Origin of the sequence: Undibacterium sp. TJN19, assembly GCF_049339485.1 — a bacterium.
In the GTDB taxonomy this organism is placed as follows: domain Bacteria; phylum Pseudomonadota; class Gammaproteobacteria; order Burkholderiales; family Burkholderiaceae_D; genus Undibacterium.
In genome coordinates this window covers 86419-107877 of the sequence record NZ_JBMPPL010000011.1, presented here as the reverse complement: position 1 = coordinate 107877, position 21459 = coordinate 86419, and the positions used below count along the sequence as shown (strand labels likewise).

22 protein-coding genes and 1 tRNA gene are annotated in these 21459 nt (G+C 50.1%); 14 read left to right on the top strand and 9 right to left on the bottom strand.

Annotation, left to right across the window (positions count from 1 at the left end; all coding sequences use genetic code 11):
• Positions 1 to 2 precede the first annotated feature (2 nt).
• Complete coding sequence (locus ACO0LH_RS23540; protein WP_422943582.1) at positions 3 to 1964, bottom strand: CocE/NonD family hydrolase; 1962 nt, start codon at positions 1962 to 1964, stop codon at positions 3 to 5.
• 170 nt (positions 1965 to 2134) lie between these two features.
• Here ACO0LH_RS23540 and ACO0LH_RS23535 point away from each other — a divergent pair, with 170 nt between their 5' ends.
• Positions 2135 to 2593: a hypothetical protein gene (locus ACO0LH_RS23535; protein WP_422943581.1), complete on the top strand. Its 459-nt coding sequence runs from the start codon at positions 2135 to 2137 to the stop codon at positions 2591 to 2593.
• A gap of 172 nt (positions 2594 to 2765) precedes the next feature.
• On the opposite strand, the gene ACO0LH_RS23530 is transcribed toward ACO0LH_RS23535, so the two are convergent.
• Together ACO0LH_RS23530 and ppnN are read right to left on the bottom strand one after the other, a co-directional pair.
• Positions 2766 to 3719 (bottom strand): chemotaxis protein, encoded by a 954-nt coding sequence (locus ACO0LH_RS23530; RefSeq protein WP_422943580.1) that lies wholly within the window; start codon positions 3717 to 3719, stop codon positions 2766 to 2768.
• 63 nt (positions 3720 to 3782) lie between these two features.
• Complete coding sequence (ppnN, locus tag ACO0LH_RS23525) at positions 3783 to 5153, bottom strand: nucleotide 5'-monophosphate nucleosidase PpnN (protein ID WP_422943579.1); 1371 nt, start codon at positions 5151 to 5153, stop codon at positions 3783 to 3785.
• Positions 5154 to 5351: 198 nt separating this feature from the next.
• Here ppnN and ACO0LH_RS23520 point away from each other — a divergent pair.
• Positions 5352 to 5428 (top strand) — tRNA-Met (locus tag ACO0LH_RS23520).
• Between the two features lie 122 nt (positions 5429 to 5550).
• On the top strand, positions 5551 to 5778 hold the full coding sequence (locus ACO0LH_RS23515) for a hypothetical protein (protein ID WP_422943578.1): 228 nt from the start codon (positions 5551 to 5553) through the stop codon (positions 5776 to 5778).
• Positions 5779 to 5807: 29 nt separating this feature from the next.
• On the opposite strand, the gene ACO0LH_RS23510 is transcribed toward ACO0LH_RS23515, so the two are convergent.
• Both ACO0LH_RS23510 and ACO0LH_RS23505 read right to left on the bottom strand, forming a co-directional pair.
• The gene (locus tag ACO0LH_RS23510) at positions 5808 to 6608 is read right to left on the bottom strand and encodes a LytR/AlgR family response regulator transcription factor (protein WP_422943577.1); all 801 of its coding nucleotides are present in this window, start codon (positions 6606 to 6608) and stop codon (positions 5808 to 5810) included.
• Positions 6605 to 7642: a sensor histidine kinase gene (locus ACO0LH_RS23505; RefSeq protein ID WP_422943576.1), complete on the bottom strand. Its 1038-nt coding sequence runs from the start codon at positions 7640 to 7642 to the stop codon at positions 6605 to 6607. The genes ACO0LH_RS23510 and ACO0LH_RS23505 overlap by 4 nt, the downstream gene beginning before the upstream one ends.
• A gap of 169 nt (positions 7643 to 7811) precedes the next feature.
• Between ACO0LH_RS23505 and argH the strand changes: the two genes are divergently transcribed.
• The 6 genes from argH (at position 7812) to ACO0LH_RS23475 (ending at position 13999) form a co-directional block, all read left to right on the top strand.
• The gene (gene argH, locus ACO0LH_RS23500) at positions 7812 to 9206 is read left to right on the top strand and encodes an argininosuccinate lyase (protein ID WP_422943575.1); all 1395 of its coding nucleotides are present in this window, start codon (positions 7812 to 7814) and stop codon (positions 9204 to 9206) included.
• 270 nt (positions 9207 to 9476) lie between these two features.
• A complete protein-coding gene (locus ACO0LH_RS23495) occupies positions 9477 to 10625 on the top strand; it encodes an ABC transporter substrate-binding protein (RefSeq protein ID WP_422943574.1) in 1149 nt (382 codons plus the stop codon).
• Positions 10626 to 10763: 138 nt separating this feature from the next.
• The gene (locus ACO0LH_RS23490) at positions 10764 to 11645 is read left to right on the top strand and encodes a branched-chain amino acid ABC transporter permease (protein WP_422943573.1); all 882 of its coding nucleotides are present in this window, start codon (positions 10764 to 10766) and stop codon (positions 11643 to 11645) included.
• Positions 11646 to 11649: 4 nt separating this feature from the next.
• On the top strand, positions 11650 to 12528 hold the full coding sequence (locus ACO0LH_RS23485; RefSeq protein ID WP_422943572.1) for a branched-chain amino acid ABC transporter permease: 879 nt from the start codon (positions 11650 to 11652) through the stop codon (positions 12526 to 12528).
• Complete coding sequence (locus ACO0LH_RS23480) at positions 12528 to 13289, top strand: ABC transporter ATP-binding protein (RefSeq protein ID WP_422943571.1); 762 nt, start codon at positions 12528 to 12530, stop codon at positions 13287 to 13289. The genes ACO0LH_RS23485 and ACO0LH_RS23480 overlap by 1 nt, the downstream gene beginning before the upstream one ends.
• The gene (locus ACO0LH_RS23475) at positions 13286 to 13999 is read left to right on the top strand and encodes an ABC transporter ATP-binding protein (RefSeq protein WP_422943570.1); all 714 of its coding nucleotides are present in this window, start codon (positions 13286 to 13288) and stop codon (positions 13997 to 13999) included. Before ACO0LH_RS23480 ends, ACO0LH_RS23475 begins: the two co-directional genes overlap by 4 nt.
• Before the next feature lie 88 nt (positions 14000 to 14087).
• Here ACO0LH_RS23475 and pmbA read toward each other — a convergent pair whose 3' ends face one another.
• The gene (gene pmbA, locus ACO0LH_RS23470; protein ID WP_422943569.1) at positions 14088 to 15440 is read right to left on the bottom strand and encodes a metalloprotease PmbA; all 1353 of its coding nucleotides are present in this window, start codon (positions 15438 to 15440) and stop codon (positions 14088 to 14090) included.
• 179 nt (positions 15441 to 15619) lie between these two features.
• Between pmbA and yjgA the strand changes: the two genes are divergently transcribed.
• The 5 genes from yjgA to ACO0LH_RS23445 are packed head-to-tail and all read left to right on the top strand — an operon-like array spanning position 15620 to position 18869.
• On the top strand, positions 15620 to 16249 hold the full coding sequence (yjgA, locus tag ACO0LH_RS23465; RefSeq protein ID WP_422943568.1) for a ribosome biogenesis factor YjgA: 630 nt from the start codon (positions 15620 to 15622) through the stop codon (positions 16247 to 16249).
• A 13-nt stretch (positions 16250 to 16262) separates the two neighbouring features.
• Complete coding sequence (mog, locus tag ACO0LH_RS23460; protein ID WP_422943651.1) at positions 16263 to 16877, top strand: molybdopterin adenylyltransferase; 615 nt, start codon at positions 16263 to 16265, stop codon at positions 16875 to 16877.
• Positions 16878 to 16931: 54 nt separating this feature from the next.
• Complete coding sequence (locus tag ACO0LH_RS23455; protein WP_422943567.1) at positions 16932 to 17474, top strand: metal-dependent hydrolase; 543 nt, start codon at positions 16932 to 16934, stop codon at positions 17472 to 17474.
• A complete protein-coding gene (locus ACO0LH_RS23450; protein WP_422943566.1) occupies positions 17471 to 18145 on the top strand; it encodes an alpha/beta hydrolase in 675 nt (224 codons plus the stop codon). Before ACO0LH_RS23455 ends, ACO0LH_RS23450 begins: the two co-directional genes overlap by 4 nt.
• 13 nt (positions 18146 to 18158) lie before the next feature.
• Entirely contained in the window at positions 18159 to 18869 is a 711-nt protein-coding gene (locus ACO0LH_RS23445; RefSeq protein WP_422943565.1) for a phytanoyl-CoA dioxygenase family protein, read from the top strand.
• 8 nt (positions 18870 to 18877) lie between these two features.
• Here the strand turns inward: ACO0LH_RS23445 and ACO0LH_RS23440 are convergent, their stop codons facing one another.
• From ACO0LH_RS23440 to purU, 3 genes are read right to left on the bottom strand one after another with little or no spacing between them, the layout of a single operon-like run.
• Complete coding sequence (locus ACO0LH_RS23440; protein WP_422943564.1) at positions 18878 to 19969, bottom strand: acyltransferase family protein; 1092 nt, start codon at positions 19967 to 19969, stop codon at positions 18878 to 18880.
• Positions 19970 to 20512: a YaeQ family protein gene (locus ACO0LH_RS23435; RefSeq protein ID WP_422943563.1), complete on the bottom strand. Its 543-nt coding sequence runs from the start codon at positions 20510 to 20512 to the stop codon at positions 19970 to 19972.
• Complete coding sequence (gene purU / locus ACO0LH_RS23430; RefSeq protein ID WP_422943562.1) at positions 20512 to 21384, bottom strand: formyltetrahydrofolate deformylase; 873 nt, start codon at positions 21382 to 21384, stop codon at positions 20512 to 20514. The genes ACO0LH_RS23435 and purU overlap by 1 nt, the downstream gene beginning before the upstream one ends.
• Positions 21385 to 21459 lie beyond the last annotated feature (75 nt).

The window sequence follows — 21459 nt, the reverse complement described above, 5'->3', positions numbered from 1 at the left end:
CATCACTTGGGCAAAACCTGTACTGCTATGCCCGAATATTGCCCCGGTGAGCGATACACCCTTTGTGTCGCTTTCTGGAAATCTTCGGGATTGGCTTTGGGGATGTCCATGAATTTTTGCGGATTCAGATCAACCAGCGGGAACCATGAGCTTTGCACCTGTACCATGATGCGATGTCCGCGGCGGAAGGTATGGTAAACATCCGGCATGGCATAGTTAACTGCGGCCACCTTGCCCGGCACAAAAGGCTCGGGGGTTTCAAAGCTGTTGCGGAATTTCCCACGCAAGGGTTCGCCCCGTACCAGTTGCTGATAACCCGCCATCGTGGATGATGGTGGTGGTACGTCAGTACCACGCTCACGCGCGTTTTGTTTTTCCGGATAATCTGATGGATAAACATCAATCAGTTTTACCACCCAATCCGCGTCGGTACCGGAGGTAGACACAAATAAACGTGGCTTGACGGGACCGACGATAGTCACGTCCTGCTCAAGTGGTTCGGTTTGATAAACCAGCACGTCGGGCCGGGTGGCAGCAAAACGCTGGTCGGACACGACATACTCACGCGGCGCACCGTTCGCCACATAAGAAATAAAGGGGACAGGTTTCTTCGGATCACTGACATATTCATCAAAGGTATTAAATTCAGTCTGAGGTTCTTTCCAGCCCAGACTGCCATTGCCACCAAAATACAATGTCTGATTTTTTGCCTGCTGCGGTGGCCAGCTTGGCAGTTCGTGCCAGACATTGGTACCAGTTTCAAACACGGTCACTTCTGCCAGCGGCTTGCTTTTCACATCTTTCAAGTGCTGCTCAAAGAAGGGAAAGACGATATTTTTTCTATAGTATTCGGCCGTCTTGGTGTCGAAACTGACGTTACCCAGGGATTTGCCCTCAGCCCCGCCCCAGGCGCCATGCGACCACGGGCCCATGACCAGGCCGTTAAAGACCCCTTTACCATCCTTGTTCTGGCTTTTGATGCTGTGATAAGTAGTCAACGGGCCTTGGGGATCTTCTGCGTCATACCAGCCGCCCACGGTCAGCACAGCGGCTTTGATATTTTTCAGGTGAGGGGCGATATTCCGGGATTTCCAGAAATCGTCATAACTCGTATGTTCGATAGTAGGCATCAGCAATTCACGCTGTTTGTCACTGAGTTGCGCAGTGATGTTTTTCAGGCTCATATACTTGAGAAAATATTCGTAGCCGTCTTGTGTACCAAAATCAAATTCTTCCCAGCGCTTGGGGAAGTTGCCCGGATTTTTTTGTAGTGTGAAGCTGGAATAAAAACCGAAATTTGCCGCCAGCATGAAAGCGCCACCATGATAGGAATCATCTCCCATGTATAAATCAGTGACCGGTGCCTGTGGTGAAGCCGCCTTGATGGCCGGGTGCGAATCAATCACGCTGGCCGAGGTATAGAAACCAGGGTAAGAAATACCCCAGATGCCCACCTTGCCATTATTGCCCGGAACATTTTTCAATAACCATTCCACCGTGTCATACATATCCTGGCTTTCCACACCCTCGCCTGCCTGGCGACCCGTCTTGCCATGCGGCGTCATTTCCTGCCATACACCTTCCGACATATAACGGCCCCGCACATCCTGCTTGACGAAGATATAGCCACTGCTATCAAATTCCTTGGAGGGTCCTAAAGATTGTGGATAGAAATCGACACCATAATGTGATTGCCCATTGTCATACACCCCAGAACCATACGGAGAGCGGCTCATCAGAAAGGGATAAGACTTGGTCGTATCTTTTGGCAAATAAACCACAGTGAATAAATGCGTACCATCGCGCATGGGAATTTGATACTCATATTTGGTATAAAGCTCACGGATACCTGGCTTGGCGGCTTCCGGTGTATCTGCCATCTGGTTTTCAGCTGCCATGACAGGCAAGCCAGTCAACATGACCAAAGTGCAAGCAAGTGCACATTTCTTTAACGAGAATTGCATAATTTCCTTTATATTCCTGGCAGAGTTTCAGAATACCTAAATCACTTGCAGTATGGCAAAAACATGCCTGACACTGCGAAGTGTATGATTTAGTAACTGAGTGTAATTCTCCGAATAAGTTTCCTGTTTTCGACCTAAGCTAGTTATATATAGCCAAATTGCGAATCAAAATGAAAATCGTCAACACTTTCCTTCTGACATCCTTGCTGCTGGCAGTCAGTTATACTGCCTCGGCGGGTCCTGTCCATCTTAGCCATCCGCGCGTCAGTGTCGGTATTTCCATCAATCCTTACCCGTTACATTATGGATATGGCCGCCATTATTCTTACGGGCCGCGTTATTACTATCCGTATGCCTACTCGGTTGGTTATTATCCAGAATTGATCGTTGCGCCAGCAGTCACTTATGTTTCGAGTGTAAGTCCGCCCACAACGACTATTTACAGCGACTACCCTGAAACAAGATATGTCAATGAAACCACGGTCAGCCAGCCTGGCGTGGTTCGTCCAGGAACATCAGCATCAGCGACTGACTGGTTATATTGTCATCAACCGGATGGTTTTTATCCTGCAATCAAATCCTGCCCAGGTGGCTGGCAACGTGTACCTGCAACACCGGGCGTAAAGTAAGGACGCAGGTAAAAGATCAAAAAAAAGATCAAAAACAATTCAAAAAAACAGTTCAACAACCAGGTTTATAAGCTGCAATTACGAATCGTTTGAAGAGCCAGATACAAAAAGGGTGCAATTATTTCATTAATTGCACCCTTTTTACTTCAAACCGTTAAAAACCGGTTGAAATTTATTTTGCCAATACGTTGCGTATCGTCTCGGCCAGCTCTTCCGCCACAAATTTTGCTACATAGGCATCTGCGCCAACGGTCTTGATATGATCTTCATTGGTTGCACCTGACAGCGAAGAATGAATGACTACCGGCAGAAATTTAAACCTGTCATCTTGTTTGATTTTACGGGTCAGAGTAAAGCCATCCATTTCCGGCATCTCCAGATCCGTCAAGACCATCGCCACTTTGTCACGCACGCCTTTACCCTCTGCCTGCGCAGCAGCAGCCAGCGAAAGCAGCTTTTCCCAAGCTTCTTTCCCGGTCTTGGTCATGATGTATTGTGCACCCATGGCAGTCAAAGCCTGCTCGATCAAGCCACGTGCAACAGCTGAATCATCAGCAGCCAGGATAGACGCACCAGCCTGCATCTTGAGTTTGGCACCGATGGTTTCGGGATCGACATCCTTGGTATCTGATGGGGTAATCTGACGTAAGATTTGCTCAACATCCAACACCTGGGCCAGACGGGTATCTTCGGTATCGCCGTCAAGACGGGCAATACTGGTCACCATACCGGCCGCGCTGTTTTCAGCCGACAAGACCTGGTTCCAGTCCAGACGAACGATCTCTTCTACCGATTCCACAGCAAAACCCTGCGTAGTACGTGCATATTCAGTCACCAGCATGATGTTCAGGCCAGTCTTTGGCTTCAGTCCCACTACGGAAGGCAAGTCAATTACCGGAATAATCTGGCCACGCAAGTTGACCACCCCCAGCATGTGCGGCATCGCCCCTGCCATGCCGGTAATAGTGGGCATGGCAACAATCTCACGCACCTTGAACACATTGATGCCAAACAACTCTGATCTGTCGCTATTGCCATCTGAACCTAAACGGAACAGCAACAACTCAAACTTGTTGGATGCGGTGAGATTGGTACGTTCGTCCACTTCTTGCTGTACGGAACTCATGTCTGTTTTCCTCAAAAGTGATGGAATTGAGCAATTATTATCCTACGGATTTCAGCCCCACAATTACTTTATAACACGATAGCAGGGTGTATAAGCCTTACCTGGCAATTTCATGCGATTTTGTGCAACAAATGAAGCCAGCAGCGTATCCATTGATGCCATTATTTCACTATCGCCACGAATCTCGAAATGCCCGTACTTTTCTATCGCACGGATCCCCTGGTTTTTGACATTTCCGGCGACTACGCCAGAAAAAGCACGTCGCAGATTGGCCGCCAGCAAATGACGTTCCTGATTCTTGTGCAATGCAAGATTACGCATGTTTTCATGCGTAGGCTCAAAGGGTTTTTGAAATTCGGCATCTATCTTCAGTAACCAGTTGAAATAATACGCATCGCCCTTGGCCTTGCGGTATTCGCGTACTTTCTTGATACCTGCATGTACCTCTTGTGCAACACGTACCGGATCATTGACAATAATCTGATAACTCTTTTGCGCAGCCTCACCCAAAGTTGCACCGATAAACTGATCAATCTGACGGAAATAATCCGCTGCACTTTCCGGCCCGGTGAAAATCAGGGGGAAAGGCAATTCTGCGTTATCAGGGTGTAACAGAATGCCCAGCAAATACAGGATTTCTTCGGCAGTGCCAGCCCCACCCGGGAACACAATAACCGCGTGCCCAAGACGCACAAATGCCTCCAGACGCTTTTCTATGTCTGGCAGAATCACCAGATCATTGACGATGGGGTTAGGCGCTTCTGCTGCGATGATGCCAGGCTCCGTGATACCCAGATAACGACCATTCTGCACCCTTTGCTTGGCATGGCCTATGGTGGCGCCTTTCATGGGCCCCTTCATGGCGCCGGGCCCGCATCCGGTACAGATATCCATGCCGCGCAAACCCAGCTGGTATCCCACTTGCTTGGTGTAGTCATATTCTGGCCCGGAAATCGAATGTCCGCCCCAGCAAACGACCAGATTGGGATTGACTTGCGGCCGCAACAGGTTGGCGTTACGCAGCACATGGAATACGGCATCACTGATACCTTCTGTCGATTCCAGATCAAACTTGCCGGGGTCGCCGATTTCTGAGTTGATGAACAAGATATCGCGCAACACGGCAAATAAATGCTCTTGTATGCCCTTGATCAAAACACCGTCTACAAAGGCACTGGCAGGCGCACCGATGACATTGAGTTTGATACCACGCTCGCGCTGGATAATACTGATATCAAAGCTCTTGTAACGCTCCAGCAGTTCTTTGCCATCATCAAGGCCACTGCCGCAATTTAATACCGCCAGTGCACAACTGCGAAACACCTGGTACAAACCGCCATGACTATTGTCAAGCAAATGCGCAACTTCGGCCTTGGATAAAACCTCCATCCGGCCTTCCGGGGAAATTTGGGTGTCAATTACTTCGAATTCCATCACTGCGTTTTCTCTCCTGAATAAGGGCGTGAATACTATAATTACATTATGCATCCAATTCAGGAAAAATCCTGATCGGCGATGTTTTTTTCGATAATTGAATTGCGAATTTTTGTTACCGTGCAATCGCGGTCAAAATAATTTTCGTGAATTGATTGTATCTGGCAGTAATGCGATGTACAATTCGCCTCCTTCAGACGCGGGGTGGAGCAGTCTGGCAGCTCGTCGGGCTCATAACCCGAAGGTCGTAGGTTCAAATCCTGCCCCCGCAACCAGTCTTCTGTTTCTAGTGCATTCGCACAAACTTAGCACACGCAATTCAATTTCCTGACAAGAATCTGTCAGGTTATTTTTCATTTTCGCCATTTGTGCAAACGTCACCATTATCAATTTCCAGATGAAAGACAATAAAGATAACGCTACCCTGGAATTGCCAGGCTTCGGTCATCCGGCATTTATAGCGCCGGAGCCAAGAAAACTACCTTTGCTTGCTCAGCGCGATAAAGGCAAAAAGCAGGAGCAATTGAATCTTCTGGAAGTGCTGGGCCCCACTGATCGCAGTGGCTTGCCAGCCTGGGTGCACGATGAGAATACAGATCTGACCGGCTTGCCAGTCTGGCGCTAATACAGTCAGCCGTGTTTTAAATTGATATGTCAGAGGCGCACCAGACTCTTGATCACTGGCCATTGACGGCGTGATACCGGCAAACGTTCGGCGCAACCTGCGACGATGACCTGCCAGGATTCAGAAGCTTTCTCATTGCTGCCCTCTGCATCTACCATCTGAACCGCGCGCTCTACGCCATTGATTGCGGCGCGTGCCACCAGCGCATTTCTATGCACCCTCACCAACACGTCGCCCAGCTCAAGTTCAATCGAGGTAAGTGATTCCTCGACCAGGTATTCACGCTGACTGGTGTGCAAGGTGACATATTTTTGTTCCGCTTTCAAAAACAAGACCTCAGATACCGGGACCAGCAAAATGCGCCCTCTTTCCAGCACAGAAAAATGCTTGCGTCTGGGGCAAGCTGCATCCCCGGCCAACGTCGCAGGAAGAGTATGCCGGTCCTTGATTTTTCCTGAAGCCCTCGTAATCGCATCGACCAGACGGCTCGCCCTGACAGGCTTCATCAAATAATCGAGCGCATGTACTTCAAATGCCTTGACGGCAAATTCATCATAGGCAGTCACAAAAATAATCGATGGTGTTGGCACATTTGCCTGGTGTTGCGCCAGATGCTGAGCCAGTTCTATGCCGTTCATGCCTGGCATTTGCACGTCAAGCAACAGGATGTCAGGCTGTAGATCGCTGATCTGCTCCATTGCAAGCATGGCATTTGCCGCTTCGCCCACGACGGTATTTGGACAATCTGTCTGTATGTCAGACAGCAAGCTTGTCAATCTTTGCCGGGCCGGAGCTTCATCATCGACAATCAGGATTTTGGGAATATTCATCTTTTTGCTGGAAAAACCAATTTGACTTCAAAAAACGCTTCAATAACACCATATTGAATTTGCGCTTCGATATCATAAAGCAAACTTAATCGCTGACGAATGTTTTCCAGCGCCATCTGATTACCTGATGGCAAATTTGCGTCAGCGTGATAAGGATTGATAATACTGATTTCTATCTTGTCCAGTACACGCCTCAACTCAACACTGATCAGTGCAGCATTGACCGAAGGCTCAGCACCGTAATGCACTGCGTTTTCAAGCAGAGGTTGCAATAACAGGGATGGAATTTCTATCTCACTGAGCTCCAGAGGGCTGATTTTTTCGATAATCCAGTTAATCTGCAAACGCTCACCCAGTCGAATTTTTTCTATCGCCAGGTATTGCTCGCATAAACGTATCTCTTCCTGCAAGCTGGTCATATTGCGGGTGTCACGCATCAGAACCCTGAACAGATCAGCCAGGTCTTCCAAAACCTGCTCGGCCAGGCGAGGCTCTGAGCGTATCAGGGAAAGTGCCGTATTGAGGCTGTTGAATAAGAAGTGGGGACGTATTCTCGCCTGCAAAGCCTGTAGTTTTGCCTCACCCAAGGCCGGTGAAAATGCCCTGGTACGTAATTCAAAATATTGCTGAAACAGTAAACCGGCCAGAAAACTGATGGTAATCGTGAAATAGGCATCAAGACGCGGAAAGCCAAATTCAAACCATTCCATACTTTTGAAATAGCTCAATATGAGGCTGGCAACGGCCGCTGGCAACAGACCACATAACAGGCGTTGCAACCACGCATGAAGTGGGAAGCGCATGACCAGCCTGCGTGCGTTACATAACAGCAGCAAGGAGATCAGGCTGATGGTTTCGATAAAGACTGCACTTTCAAGAAAATTTTGCAACACAATATGCAACTCATCCCCACGCGACCACAATACCAGCCAACCCAGAAAATTGACACTGACCAGGATGCGGGAAATTACTCCGACGTTGCAACAGTCAGGGATCAACGGCTCATCTTGCGACATAAGGGGTTTTGTCGTCATTTTTATTTTTCTACAAAATCAAAATTTTTCACGCGTTCATTCACAGTCATTGGTACTCAATACCGGCCAAAGCGCAATTACAGCCAAGCGCAAGGGTAATTTGGGTGAAAATCTGGGATAATCGATGCAATTCTTCTGCAAATCCAGCCAAAACGGCCATCTATCTACTATGACATCACAATTCAATAAAAAAAGCGAGGCATGGTCTGCCCGTTTCTCTGAACCTGTTTCTGATCTGGTCAAGCGCTACACCGCTTCCGTCTTTTTTGATAATCGCATGGCTGCCGTGGATATTCAGGGCTCACTCGCCCATGCAGAGATGTTACAGGCGCAAAATATCATCACTGCGCAGGACTATGCCGATATCCAGCGTGGCATGGCACAAATTCAATCAGAAATTGATGGCGGCAAGTTTGAATGGCTGCTTGACCTCGAAGACGTGCATCTGAACATAGAAAAACGCCTTACCGAACTGGTTGGCGATGCCGGCAAGCGTCTGCATACCGGCCGTTCGCGCAATGACCAGGTCGCCACGGATATTCGCCTGTATATGCGCGCTGCCATCGACAATATCGTGCAATTGCTGGCTGATTTCCGTCTGGCCCTGCTGGATCTGGCAGAGAAAAATACAGATACCATTCTGCCCGGCTTTACACACATGCAAGTCGCCCAGCCCATCACTTTTGGTCACCACGTGCTGGCCTATGTAGAAATGTTTGGCCGCGATGCCGAACGCATGCTTGATTGCAGAAAACGTGTGAATCGCCTGCCCTTGGGTGCTGCCGCGCTGGCTGGCACCACCTTCCCGATAGACCGCGAACGTGTCGCCAGGACGCTGGGCTTTGATGAGGTTTGCTATAACTCGCTGGACGCCGTTTCTGATCGCGACTTTGCCATCGAATTTTGCGCAGCAGCGGCACTGATCATGACGCATATCTCACGCATGTCAGAAGAACTGGTGATCTGGATGAGTCCGCGCGTAGGCTTCATCGATATTGCCGACCGCTTTTGCACCGGCTCTTCCATCATGCCGCAAAAGAAAAACCCTGATGTGCCAGAACTTGCCCGTGGCAAGACTGGCCGCGTCAATGGTCATCTGATTGCCCTGCTGACGCTGATGAAAGGCCAGCCGCTGGCCTACAACAAAGATAATCAGGAAGACAAAGAACCGTTGTTTGATACCGTAGATACCGTCATCGACACCTTGCGTATTTTTGCCGACATGGCCGGTGGCATCACAGTCAAACCGGAAGCCATGCGCGCAGCCGCCCTGCAAGGCTACGCAACCGCCACCGATCTGGCTGACTACCTGGTGAAAAAAGGCCTGCCCTTCCGTGATGCCCATGAAGCGGTAGCGCTGGCAGTGCGCACCTGTGTAGACAAGGCCTGCGATCTGAGTGATATGTCTTTGGATGAATTGCGCGCATTTTCCAGCTTGATCAACGAAGACGTCTTTGGCGTATTGACATTGGAAGGCTCTGTTGCCGCCCGTGACCATGTAGGCGGTACTGCCCCGAACCAGGTCAAGGCGGCAATTGCCCGCCTGCGCCAGAAACTGGCTTGATCCCTTATTGTTTTTCTGTGCTGTCCGTGTTTTACAACGGACAGCACAGGTCACACTCCCAAAGACGCTCAGCCCATACAGTGCATCGTCTTTATTCAGCATTCGCTGTATCCTCAGTATTTTCTCAGCCTCAGTATTTTCTCAGTATTACTACTTAAGTATTCTATATTGCATCGCAGCACGGTGTTTGATTGCTGCTGAACGCTGCAACCAATACAATCTTTGGTTAAAACAAATAATTATTCAATAATCTATACTTAGGAGAGATGCATGTCACGTAAGCTCAAATTGATATTTGCAACAACCGTATTAGGCTGTTCCGCACTCAGTAACGCCGCCGATATCAAGATTGGTGTTGCTGAAGCCCTGTCTGGTCCTGCGGCAAAATATGGAGTTGCTATCAAAAATGGCTTTACTCTGGCGGCAGATGAATTGAATGCCAAAGGCGGCGTCAATGGCAACAAGCTGGTTTTGGTGTTTGAAGATGAGCAAGGAAAAAAAGAAGAAGCCATCAACGTCTTCAAAAAATTAATTTTCCAGGACAAGGTCCTGATGGTATTTGGCCCTACCCTGTCCAACTCCGCCTTTGCAGCCGACCCTATTGCCAATGCAGCAAAAATCGTGGTGTTTGGCACCAGCAATACGGCTGACGGCATTACCAATATCGGCCCGTTCACTTTCCGTAATTCCGTCATGGAAGCTGACGTTTTGCCTGTAACGACAAAGGCAGCGATCAAGCAATTCAACATCAAGAAAGTCGCGGTGTTGTATGGCAATGATGACGCCTTCACCAAGAGCGGCTATGAAGTATTCAAGACCACTCTGGCAGAACAAAAAATCGCCGTGACCGATACAGAAACCTACGCCAAAGGCGATGTGGATTTCAAGGCACAACTGACAAAAATCAAGGCGTCCAATCCTGATGCGATTGTCTGTTCCTGTCTGGCGGAAGAAGCCGCAAACATCATTTTGCAAACCCGTTCGCTGGGCATGAAACAGCCTTTCGTCGGCGGCAATGGTTTTAACTCACCCAAACTGTTTGAAATCGCCAAGGACAATGCAGACAATACCCTGATGGGCAGCCCATGGTCGGCAGAAAACACGGCGGAAGCCAATAAAAAGTTCATGGCTGACTATAAGGCCAAATTCGGCACTGATCCTGATCAATTCGCAGCGCAGGCGTATGACGCCATGCACATCAGCGCCCAGGCGATCAAGAAAATCACCCTGACTGGCAGCATAGACAAAGACCGTATTGCATTGCGTGATGCATTGCCAGCGATCAAGCATGAAGGCGCAACGGGTAAATTTGCTTTCCGCCGCGCAGCCAGCAAAGACGGCAAGGAAGCCGGTTTTGATGCGCAGCAAGATGCCATCGTCAATATTGCCAAGGGTGGCAAGTTCATCCTGCTGAAGTAATTACAGCGCATTTTGTCCGCAGACTGCTGGTTTGCGGACAAAATGACTCCAGCGTTTTCCCAAAGTAAGATCGTCTTTTTTAACCCATTCGTTTGCTGCTTACGTTAAGAAAAACGATATCACCTTCATTGCACAATCATGCTTGAACAACAATTAATCAATGCGCTCTCCCTGGGTAGCGTATATGCACTGTTTGCATTGGGCTTTACTTTGGTGTTTGGCGTCCTTGGCGTCATCAACCTGTCCCACGGTGCCATCTTCATGTTGGGCAGTTATATTGCCCTGCTGCTCGTCAATCATTTCCAGATGTCGCTGTGGCTGGCCATGCTGGTCGCCATGCTGGCCTGCGGCCTGCTTGGCGTCATCGTCGATATGCTGGTCCTGCGCCCTCTGCGCAAACGCAATGCCCCCCATCTTGCACCGATGATTGCCACCATAGGCGTGGCAATCATGATCACCAATATTTCTCAGGGTATCTTTGGCGCCGAAAACAAACGCTTCCCTTTCGGCACGATCCCGGAAGACAGTTTCACCCTGGGCAACCTGCACCTGACAGCAATTCAACTTGCGATTGTCATCATTTCATTTGTATTGATGATTGTCTTGTTACTCGTCATGCGTCGCACGCAACTTGGTCGCGCCTTGCGTGCCATTGCTGAATCACCCAAAGCTGCCTACCTGCTGGGCATTAATGTTGAAGGCTTGTTTTTCCTGACCTCGTTTGCCGCTGCGGCCCTTGGTGGTGCCGCTGGCGTGCTGGTTGGCTTGTCGTTCAATGCGATCTCACCTTTCATGGGGCAGCCCATGCTGCACAAAGGCATTGCCGTGATTATCCTGGGGGGCATGGGCGATATACGTGGCGCCATGATAGGTGGCCTGTTCCTGGGCTTTGCCGAGGTCATGAGCGTCGCTTACCTGTCCAGCGATTTCCGTGATGCCGTGGCATTCGGTTTGTTATTTGTAATCTTGTTGGTGCGTCCTTCCGGCCTGTTTGGCAAGATTTTAGAAAGAAAGGCATAAAATCATGCTTGAATGGTGGGATGGTTTCTGGGCTATATACAGCACACTCATTTTCAGCATAGGCATCAATGCCATGCTGGCTCTTTCAATTTACCTGACTTTGTCCTGTGGCTTGCTGTCACTGGCAAACGCTGCCTTCATGGGCATAGGCGCTTATGCCGCGTCCATGATCAGCATGCAGACGGCGCTGCCCTTCCCACTGGCACTGCTGGCTGCGGCAATATTGCCGGCAATTGTGGCTGTCATCATCGGCATACCTACCCTGCGTTTGTCTGGCGTCTACCTGGCAATGGCCACACTGGGCTTTGGCGAAGTGGTACGTGTCATCGTCCTCAATATGGAAATTACCGGCGGCCCGATGGGCCTGAACGGCATACCCTTAAAAACAGAATGGTGGCATATCGTTGTGATATTAGCCGTCACCCTGTTTGTGCTGGCCCGCCTGCGCAGATCAAAGGTCGGGCGTGCATTTGAAGCGATCAAAGAAGATGAAATTGCGGCGCGCCTCATGGGTGTCAACGTGGCTGGTTATAAATTGCTGGCTTTCGTTCTGGGCGCGATGATTGCAGGTGTCGCCGGTGGTCTGAACGCACATTACACCTTTACGATAGGGCCGGGCAACTATGCGTTTGAAAATGCCGTAGACATCCTGACCATGGCAGTCTTTGGCGGCACCAGCAACCTGATCGGCCCAGTCATAGGCAGTACTACACTGACCCTGTTGCCTGAAGCGATGCGGACGATAAAAGATTTCCGCCTGGCGGCAAACGGCCTGATATTGATCATCGTCATCCTGTACCTGCCCAAAGGTATCTGGGACCCTAGCCGTATTCGTGCCCTGCGCAATAAATTCAAACAAAAAAAACCGGTGGAGGCAAACTGATGCTGCAACTACAATCCATCAGCAAAAGCTTTGGCGGACTGCATGTCTTGCAAAACGTCAGCTTCACCATGCCGCAAGGCAGTATTTTTGGCCTGATCGGCCCGAATGGTGCTGGCAAGACCACGATAGTCAACCTGATCACTGGCTTGTTGCGCCCGACCAGTGGAGACATACGTTTCAATGAGCAAGACCTGACCAGTGTGGAACCTCACAAGATTACGCAGTTAGGCATTGCGCGTACTTTCCAGAACATCCGCATTTTCAAGGAAATGAGCCTGCTGGAAAATGTCGTCATCGGCATGCATGATCATCTGAATTATGGCGTCGCCAGCATGCTGTTCAACCTCAGCGCATTCAGGGAAGCTGAAAGCAAGGCCAGGATACGTGCGCATGAGCTGCTGTCCTGGGTCAGGCTCGATCACAAGGCCCATATGCTGGCGGATAATTTATCTTATGGTGAGCAACGCAAGCTCGAATTCGCCCGTGCGCTGGCAACCGAACCACGCCTGCTGCTGCTGGATGAACCGGTAGCAGGCATGAACCCGGCAGAAAAGACCGAGCTGATGGCAGAAATCGTCAATATCCGTAATCGCGGATTCTCCATTTTCATGATCGAACATGACATGCGCTTTGTGATGGAGCTGTGCGACCGCATCGCGGTACTAAATTTCGGCAAGATTATCGCTGAAGGTACACCGGATGAAGTCCGCAGCAATCCTGAAGTGATCGAAGCCTATCTCGGCAAGGACGAAGCCGCATGAGCCACATCTTACAAATTCAAGACCTGGTCGTTTGTTACGGTCATATCGAAGCGGTCAAAGGGATCAGCCTGGTACTGAACAAAGGTGAAATCACGGCCCTGGTTGGCGCGAATGGCGCAGGCAAAAGCACGTCGCTATTGGCAGTTTCTGGCCTCATCAAGGCACAATCAGGAAAAATCCTGTTTCAGGATGAAGATATCAGCCGACTGTCCCCTCATCACATAGTCCAGAAAGGTGTCGTCCAGGTTGCCGAAGGCCGCGCCATACTGACAACACTGACGGTACGGGAAAACCTTGAACTGGGTGCCTACACCCGCAAAGACAAAGCCAGTATCAACCAGGATATGGACTGGCTGTTTTCGCTGTTCCCGGTATTGAAAAACCGCGCATCCGGCCTGGCTGGCAACCTCTCAGGTGGTGAACAGCAGATGCTGGCAATTGCACGTGCCCTGATGGCCAAACCGCAGGTGCTGTTGCTGGATGAGCCATCAATGGGGCTGGCCCCTTTGATGGTGCAGGAGATATTCCGCGTCCTGAAAGAAATCAACCAGACCGGACTGACCATTTTGCTGGTAGAGCAAAACGTCAGACAGGCACTGAAAATTGCCCAGCAAGGCTATGTGCTGGAAAACGGCAAGATCGTCTTGCAGGACACTGGCCAGCAATTGCTGCACAATCCAAAGGTGATCGAAGCTTATCTGGGTGCCTGAGCACTGATAGCCACGACAAAGCAGTCACAGCATAAAAAAAGCGACCATCATCAGATGGTCGCTTTTTTTTTAAAAACCAGCTTTGGCTTTATTCACCTGCGATAGTCATGTTCTCAATCAAAATCGAACCAGTCTGCTTGGTGCCGCGGATCAGGGTGTCACTGCCAACCGCGACGATTTGTTTAAACATTTCTGCCATATTGCCGGCGATGGTAATCTCTTCCACGGGATATTGAATCACGCCATTTTCTACCCAGTAGCCAGATGCCCCACGCGAGTAATCGCCGGTGACATAATTGACGCCTTGCCCCATCAGTTCGGTCACCAGTAAACCCGTTCCCATTTTTTTCAGCATGCCGGCAAAATTATCACCACGTTTTGTCAGTGACGAGGTCAGTGACAGATTATGTGAACCACCTGCATTGCCTGTCGTTTGCATACCCAGTTTGCGGGCAGAATAGCAGGACAGGAAATAGCCTTGCAATACACCATTGCTGACCACATTACGCTTTTGTGTTTTGACGCCTTCATCATCAAAAGGCGATGAACCCACGGCACCGATGGTATGCGGGTCTTCCAGCACCTGTATGTGCTCAGGGAAAATCTGCGTCCCCAGCGAATCCAGCAAGAACGAAGACTTGCGGTATAAGGCGCCGCCCGAAGTTGCCTGCACCAGCGCACCCAGCAAACCTGCCGCCAGTGGTGCCTCGAACAAAACCGGGCATTTACGCGTGCTGAGCTTGCGTGCGTTCAGCCGCGCCAGCGCACGTTCTGCTGCATAGCGGCCTATGGCTTCAGGGTCAGCCAGTTTCTTGGCATTGCGCTGTGACGAATACCAGTCATCCCGCTGCATTTTTGCACCTTTGCCAGCAATCGGCGCGACCGAAATGGTATGACGGGAAATAGGATACCCCCCCATAAACCCCCGTGAATTGGCCGCCACGAAATGCGATTGCTGGGCATGGACACTGGCACCCTCGCTATTGGTGATGCGCTTGTCTACTGCAACGGCGGCAGCTTCAGTGCGCTTGGCCAGTTCAATCGCCTCTTCAGCGCTGATCAGCCATGGGTAGCAAAGCTTGAGGTCACGCGGTGCCATTTCCAGCAATTCAGCTTCTGGCAAACCTGCGCAATCATCTTCTGCTGTAAAACGGGCAATATTGTAGGCAGCATCGACTGAATCACGCAGTGCCTGCGAAGAAAAATCAGAGGTACTGGCGTTACCGCGTCGTTGCCCTACATAGACTGTGATGCCTATGCCTTTATCACGGTTTTGCTCTATGGTTTCTACCTTACCCTTGCGTACGCTGATGGAAAGTCCACCGCCTTCACTGATTTCAACTGCGGCGTCGGTTGCCCCTTTTTCACGGGCAAAACGCAACATATCCTGTGCAATTTGTTTTAATTGATCTTGGGAATGGGTAAAAACTGGTTTGCTCATAGACGGGTTTCTGTGGACGAAGAAATAAAAAGGCTTATGCAATATGTGGGCCAAAAGGTAAAAATACCAGCAAAATCCACGACTTAGCCAAGGTAAGCCACAGGGTTTTTAGGTAATTCTTGCCTAAAAAGGGTATCATAGCAGCCGTTTCATTAAGTTAATAGTAAAGGCGCAGAATTATGCCAAATCCAAATCGCGGCTCATGTGGCTATCAGTCCAGTGAGTTCGAACCAGAATACGACCGCCCATCAAAATCCCAGTTAAAGCGCGAAATGACCGCCCTGCAAAAATTGGGACAGGAATTGGTCGAGCAGGCGCGTGAGCGCGTCAAACGTGTACCCATGCCAGAAGATGTGCGCGAAGCCATCCTGATTTGCCAGCAAATCAAGGACCATGAAGGCCGCCGTCGCCAGATGCAATATGTGGGCAAGAAGATGCGCACACTGGACGAAACAGAAATCGCCCTGATCCAGAAAACCATCGACAGCTGGAAAGGTGCATCCAAATCGGAAACTGCCGCCATGCATGCGCTGGAACGCCGTCGCGACAAATTACTGTCTGACGACACGGCATTGACCGAACTGATGGCAGAACATCCGCATCTGGATGTGCAGCAACTGCGCACCCTGATACGCAATGCACGCAAGGAACAGGCAGAGAACAAGCCGCCAAAAGCCTATCGTGAAATCTTCCAGATACTGAAAGAACTGCAAAAAGCACAACGCGCTGCCCAGGCAGATGACAGTGAAGATGCTGATCTGGATGAAGACCAGGAAGATGAATACGATCAAGAGCAACACCACGATTAAGTCCGTGAGCAATATGACAGCAGATGCAGAACAATTGAAAATCGGCCTGGTATCGGTCTCTGATCGTGCCTCCGCCGGTGTTTATGAAGATCAGGGCCTGCCTGCGCTGCAAGAATGGTTTGGCAAAGCGCTTGGCACGACCTGGTCGATGACCACGCGCCTGATACCGGATGAGCGTGCCGCAATTGAGCAGGCACTGATCGCCCTGGTGGATGAAGAACGTTGCCACCTGGTTATTACCACCGGCGGCACAGGTCCTTCACGGCGCGATGTCACACCCGAGGCAACCCTGGCGGTAGCTACCAAGGAAATGCCGGGCTTTGGCGAACAGATGCGCCAGATCAGTCTGCAATTCGTGCCAACGGCCATCCTGTCGCGCCAGGTTGCTGTCATTCGTGAAACTGTTGATCATGCTGCTCTCATCCTGAATTTGCCAGGTCAGCCGAAATCGATCAGGGAAACCCTGGAAGGCTTGAAAGACGCTGAAGGCAAGCAACTGGTGGCGGGCATTTTTGCGGCTGTCCCCTATTGCATAGACCTCATCGGTGGCCCCTATATTGAGACGCACGAGACGGTTTGCAAAGTATTTCGTCCGAAAAGCGCAATACGCGTCAAAAATCCTGCCTGATATCCTTGCCAGCCTGCCAGTCAATTCCAGATTGAAGACACATACCGTTTACGCATGGCGACCATCTTAACCCACCCTGTCATTCCCCTGACTTGCGGTATGTTGCTCGGTAGCCGGCGCATCTCCCTGCCTTTGCTGGTACTTGGCATGTGTTGTGCAATTTTGCCTGATATGGATGTCATTGCCTTCAAACTTGGTATCGCTTACGAATCAGCGTTTGGGCACCGTGGCTTCAGTCACTCACTGCTTTTTGCCGCCACTATTGCGACCGTTGCAAGTTTTTTCCATACCGCCTTGCGCAGTACACACATGATGACCTGGCTGTTTGTCGCCTTTGCCACGGCTTCGCATGGGATACTGGATGCGCTCACTACAGGCGGCCTGGGCGTGGAATTTTTCTGGCCCATGTCAGAACAACGCTTTTTCTTCCCCTGGCAATTCATCCAGGTTTCACCAATCGGCGTGAATCGCTTTTTGACTGAACGTGGCTGGCAAGTCATGCGCTCAGAACTGCTGACCGTCTGGTTACCCTGCGCCCTGTTATTACTGACGGTAAAATCCTTCACTTATTTTTCTTCATCGAGAAAATCATCATGACCCAAAACATATTGGAAACCATAGAAATCGAAAGCGCAACGAACCCGAGTGTTGCCATCATCTGGATGCATGGCCTGGGTGCTGACGCCAATGACTTCGTGCCTATCGTCAAGGAACTGGATTTGAGCGGTTGCCCAGGCATACGCTTTGTCTTCCCCAACGCACCAACCATGCCGGTAACGATCAATGGCGGGTATGTGATGCGTTCATGGTATGACATATTGGGAACGGATATCGCCAGGCGCGAAGATGAAAATGGCTTGCGTGTTTCACAAAAACGCATAGAACAATTGATCGCCCGTGAAAATGACCGCGGCATCCCCAGCGAACGCATCCTGCTTGCCGGCTTTTCGCAAGGCTGTGCAATGACCCTGCAGACCGGCTTGCGTTACCCTGAAAAACTGGCCGGGCTGCTTTGCCTGTCTGGTTATGTACCTTTACGTGATCTGATCGCTGCTGAACGCAGCGCAAGCAACCAGGCCACGCCAATTTTCCTTGCACATGGCCGTGGCGACCCGGTGATACAGATTCAGCGCGCTGAGCAATCACGCGACCTGCTGAAAGAACTGGGCTATGACGTTGAATGGCATGAATACATGATGCCGCATTCCGTCTGCGAAGAAGAGATTGACGATATCGGCACCTGGCTGAAAAAGATACTGGCAGCCTGAACCAGTACCCACTGTGCATCCAGTTCCCACGATTGCAGAGACGCTGGCGCAACAAGGCTATGTGATTGTGCGCCAGTTTCTTGATCAGGCTGAATTGCGGCAATTGCGTCAAGCCTGTCAGCCAATTGAAAATGAATATGGTGTGCGCCAGGTTTTACTCAACTATCCCGCGATAGCCAAAGCCCTACCCTCGCACAAATTACAGCGTTTATTGCAAACCCTGGCAATGCCGGATGCACAGCAAGTACGCAGCCTGTTTTTCAATAAAAACGCAGCGCATAACTGGCTCGTGCCCTGGCACCAGGATATGAGCATCTGTCTTAAACACAAGTCAGATGCACCAGGCTTTCATAAATGGACGTTCAAGCACGGCGTTCATCATGTAGAAGCACCGGCGGCAATTCTGGAAGCAATGACAACCCTGCGCATCGCCCTTGACGACGCCAACGTAGACAATGGCGCATTGAAGGTACTCACCGCCAGCCATCTGCACGGCAAACTGGACAGCCAGCAGATAGCGCAATATGCATCCAGCATCACCGTCACCTGTTGCGAACTACAGGCGGGTGACCTGCTGCTGATGAAGCCCTTGCTATTGCATGCGTCTGACAAGGCGCAGCATGCATCCGGGCGTCGGGTGTTGCATATGGAATTCAGCGTGGCATCCCTGCCTGCGCAAATGCAATGGGCGGAAGCAGACATTAACGCCACTCACTCGCTGTAAATCAAAGTTTATACAAGACTGAAACGTCCCGTCAAATGACGCATGCTGATTACCGCCGCTTCTTTCACGGCTAGCGCTGGTTTTTCTATCAAATGCCAGGACAAAACCGCCAGCATCAATGTGAAGACACCAGACAACATGATCATAGCGAAAACCGCCATGCCCGGGAAAAGTGCGGCGATGGATTGCTGGACCGGAAACGCGTAGATATAAACTCCGTAAGAATAATCCCCAACTCCATTGTATTTGCGGACAACGCCAGCTGGGGCATATGCCAGGTAAATCGCCAGATAGGCGATGCCAAGAAAATAAACAATAAAAAAAACCTGCTTGCCCAAGATGACAGAGACAACCATCAAGCCCAGCAACGCATAGAAAAAACGCGATGACAAAAACAGCTTCTCTTTAAACAGATAAGCACTGGCACCAGAAAAGAACAGGAAAGGCAATTTCGCAAACTGATTCACTTCTCCCACTAAAAAATGGCGTGTGAAAAACAATATGCCTGCCAACACGGCAACTGACATGATCAGAAACCTGAATGCCCGTACCCGCCGGGATTCAAGCGCAAATAGCCTATCAATGCCGCACCAGAAAACCAGCAGCAATATATACATTTTGACTTCATGCGTCAGCGTCCATAAAGAACCATTGACCGCATGGGGATAAGGGTTGTGAACAAATACACCTGGCAAGGTGTAAGCGACATCGTCAAGCAGGCTGGCACACCTGAAAAAATAAGTCGATGTCTGTGGGGCAGATAGATAAGTAGTGACTGGCAGGCTGGTGAAATACATGCCAAGCACAAATACTGTCAGCACAAGCATGACAACCAGCGCCGGAAAAATGCGCAAACCCCTGGCACAGATATATTCCAGCGGATTTTTCCTGCTGACCAGGCTGGCAGTCACCAACAAGCCGCTCAGGATGAAAAACACGTCGACAGCGATACTGCCCGGCGTCATGCCCGTTAATTCACCCCAGGGCTCGGACTGGCCGAGCAAGGCAAAACCATGTCCTGCCAATACTGCCAGTGCTGCAATGATACGTATCAGGTTCAGATTATTGTCCCTGCCATGCAGGTAGCTGGACAATAGCATTTACGCGAACTCTTTGAGCACTTCCAGATCGATTTGCACAGATGCATCACCGGCAGACATCCAGATTTGTCCATCCTGTATCGTGCACTGCAATTGCATATTGCGTTGGGCGAGTTTTTCCAGCTCCCGGCTTTGCTCTGTTGGCACATTCATCACGCATAGGTTTTTTGCGCGATCAAGCCGGCTGTTCATCGCCTTCCACCAGATATCACTGGCACTGGCAAAACTATAGACAAAGACTTTTTCTGAACGCCCGCATGCTTTCAGCAAACGGCGATCATCGGGCTGGCCGACTTCTATCCATAATTGTATGGCATCGGTATAGTCTTTTAGCCAGATATCAGGCTCTTCAGTATCAGAAATACCCTTGCCAAATTCCAGGCGTTCAGCTGCATGAATGGCAAATGCCAGCACACGTATCATCATGCGCTCATCCGTTTCAGACGGATGGCGGGCAATAGTCAGGCTGTGATCGGCATAATAGCCGCGATCCATATCTGAAATATTCAGGTCGGCTTTATAAATGATGGATTTCAGTGCCATTATTTGAACACCACAGTCTTATGACCATTCAACAAAATGCGATGTTCGACAAAGCATTTAACGGCACGTGCCAGCACCACGCATTCCACATCGCGGCCTATGGCGGTCAGGGTTTCCGGGTCCATCGCGTGATCGACGCGTTCCACATCCTGTTCAATAATCGGGCCTTCGTCCAGATCACCAGTCACAAAATGCGCAGTCGCGCCTATCAGTTTCACACCACGCTCGTGTGCCTGGTAATACGGTTTGGCACCCTTGAAGCTGGGCAGGAAGGAATGGTGGATATTGATAGCCTTGCCCTTCAATGCCTCACATAATTGTGGCGAGAGGATTTGCATGTAACGCGCCAGCACGACCAGTTCAATGTCATTCGCTGCAACGATATCAAGCACTTTTTGTTCTTGTAGTCGTTTGGGTTCTGCCGGTGCGCCGGCAGCGAGAGGCAGGTGGTGAAAGGGAATATTGTAGCTCGCTGCCAGTTGATAGAAATCCGTGTGGTTCGAGACAATGGCCTTGATTTCCACCGGCAGCAAACCGCTTTTATAGCGGAACAGCAGATCATTAAGACAATGACCAATTTTCGATACCATCAGCATCACACGTGGTTTGTGATGGGCATCATGCAGTTGCCAGCTCATTTGCATGCCAGAACCCAGGACTGCAAATTCTTCACGCAGCGTATGATCGCTGATACTGGAGTCTTCAACCGCAAAATGTACGCGCATAAAGAATGTTGCAGATTGCGCATCACCAAACTGGGCAGAATCAATGATATTGCAGCCATGATTGGCAAGAAAGCCTGAAACACTATGCACGATGCCGCGCTGGTCAGGGCAGGATAAAGTCAGGATATATTCTGGTCGTATGCTCATAATTGTCTGATTGTGATACGGATTCTTGTGAAAATCAGTCCGAAAACAAATTTAATTCGTCCGTTTTGCGATGAA

What these genes read in the sequence shown, in the direction of transcription:
- ACO0LH_RS23540 (WP_422943582.1), bottom strand. Translation starts at nt 1,964, where the DNA reads ATGCAATTCTCGTTAAAGAAATGTGCACTTGCTTGCACTTTGGTCATG.
- ACO0LH_RS23535 (WP_422943581.1), top strand. Translation starts at nt 2,135, where the DNA reads ATGAAAATCGTCAACACTTTCCTTCTGACATCCTTGCTGCTGGCAGTC.
- ACO0LH_RS23530 (WP_422943580.1), bottom strand. Translation starts at nt 3,719, where the DNA reads ATGAGTTCCGTACAGCAAGAAGTGGACGAACGTACCAATCTCACCGCA.
- ppnN (WP_422943579.1), bottom strand. Translation starts at nt 5,153, where the DNA reads ATGGAATTCGAAGTAATTGACACCCAAATTTCCCCGGAAGGCCGGATG.
- ACO0LH_RS23515 (WP_422943578.1), top strand. Translation starts at nt 5,551, where the DNA reads ATGAAAGACAATAAAGATAACGCTACCCTGGAATTGCCAGGCTTCGGT.
- ACO0LH_RS23510 (WP_422943577.1), bottom strand. Translation starts at nt 6,608, where the DNA reads ATGAATATTCCCAAAATCCTGATTGTCGATGATGAAGCTCCGGCCCGG.
- ACO0LH_RS23505 (WP_422943576.1), bottom strand. Translation starts at nt 7,642, where the DNA reads ATGACGACAAAACCCCTTATGTCGCAAGATGAGCCGTTGATCCCTGAC.
- argH (WP_422943575.1), top strand. Translation starts at nt 7,812, where the DNA reads ATGACATCACAATTCAATAAAAAAAGCGAGGCATGGTCTGCCCGTTTC.
- ACO0LH_RS23495 (WP_422943574.1), top strand. Translation starts at nt 9,477, where the DNA reads ATGTCACGTAAGCTCAAATTGATATTTGCAACAACCGTATTAGGCTGT.
- ACO0LH_RS23490 (WP_422943573.1), top strand. Translation starts at nt 10,764, where the DNA reads ATGCTTGAACAACAATTAATCAATGCGCTCTCCCTGGGTAGCGTATAT.
- ACO0LH_RS23485 (WP_422943572.1), top strand. Translation starts at nt 11,650, where the DNA reads ATGCTTGAATGGTGGGATGGTTTCTGGGCTATATACAGCACACTCATT.
- ACO0LH_RS23480 (WP_422943571.1), top strand. Translation starts at nt 12,528, where the DNA reads ATGCTGCAACTACAATCCATCAGCAAAAGCTTTGGCGGACTGCATGTC.
- ACO0LH_RS23475 (WP_422943570.1), top strand. Translation starts at nt 13,286, where the DNA reads ATGAGCCACATCTTACAAATTCAAGACCTGGTCGTTTGTTACGGTCAT.
- pmbA (WP_422943569.1), bottom strand. Translation starts at nt 15,440, where the DNA reads ATGAGCAAACCAGTTTTTACCCATTCCCAAGATCAATTAAAACAAATT.
- yjgA (WP_422943568.1), top strand. Translation starts at nt 15,620, where the DNA reads ATGCCAAATCCAAATCGCGGCTCATGTGGCTATCAGTCCAGTGAGTTC.
- mog (WP_422943651.1), top strand. Translation starts at nt 16,263, where the DNA reads ATGACAGCAGATGCAGAACAATTGAAAATCGGCCTGGTATCGGTCTCT.
- ACO0LH_RS23455 (WP_422943567.1), top strand. Translation starts at nt 16,932, where the DNA reads ATGGCGACCATCTTAACCCACCCTGTCATTCCCCTGACTTGCGGTATG.
- ACO0LH_RS23450 (WP_422943566.1), top strand. Translation starts at nt 17,471, where the DNA reads ATGACCCAAAACATATTGGAAACCATAGAAATCGAAAGCGCAACGAAC.
- ACO0LH_RS23440 (WP_422943564.1), bottom strand. Translation starts at nt 19,969, where the DNA reads ATGCTATTGTCCAGCTACCTGCATGGCAGGGACAATAATCTGAACCTG.
- ACO0LH_RS23435 (WP_422943563.1), bottom strand. Translation starts at nt 20,512, where the DNA reads ATGGCACTGAAATCCATCATTTATAAAGCCGACCTGAATATTTCAGAT.
- purU (WP_422943562.1), bottom strand. Translation starts at nt 21,384, where the DNA reads ATGAGCATACGACCAGAATATATCCTGACTTTATCCTGCCCTGACCAG.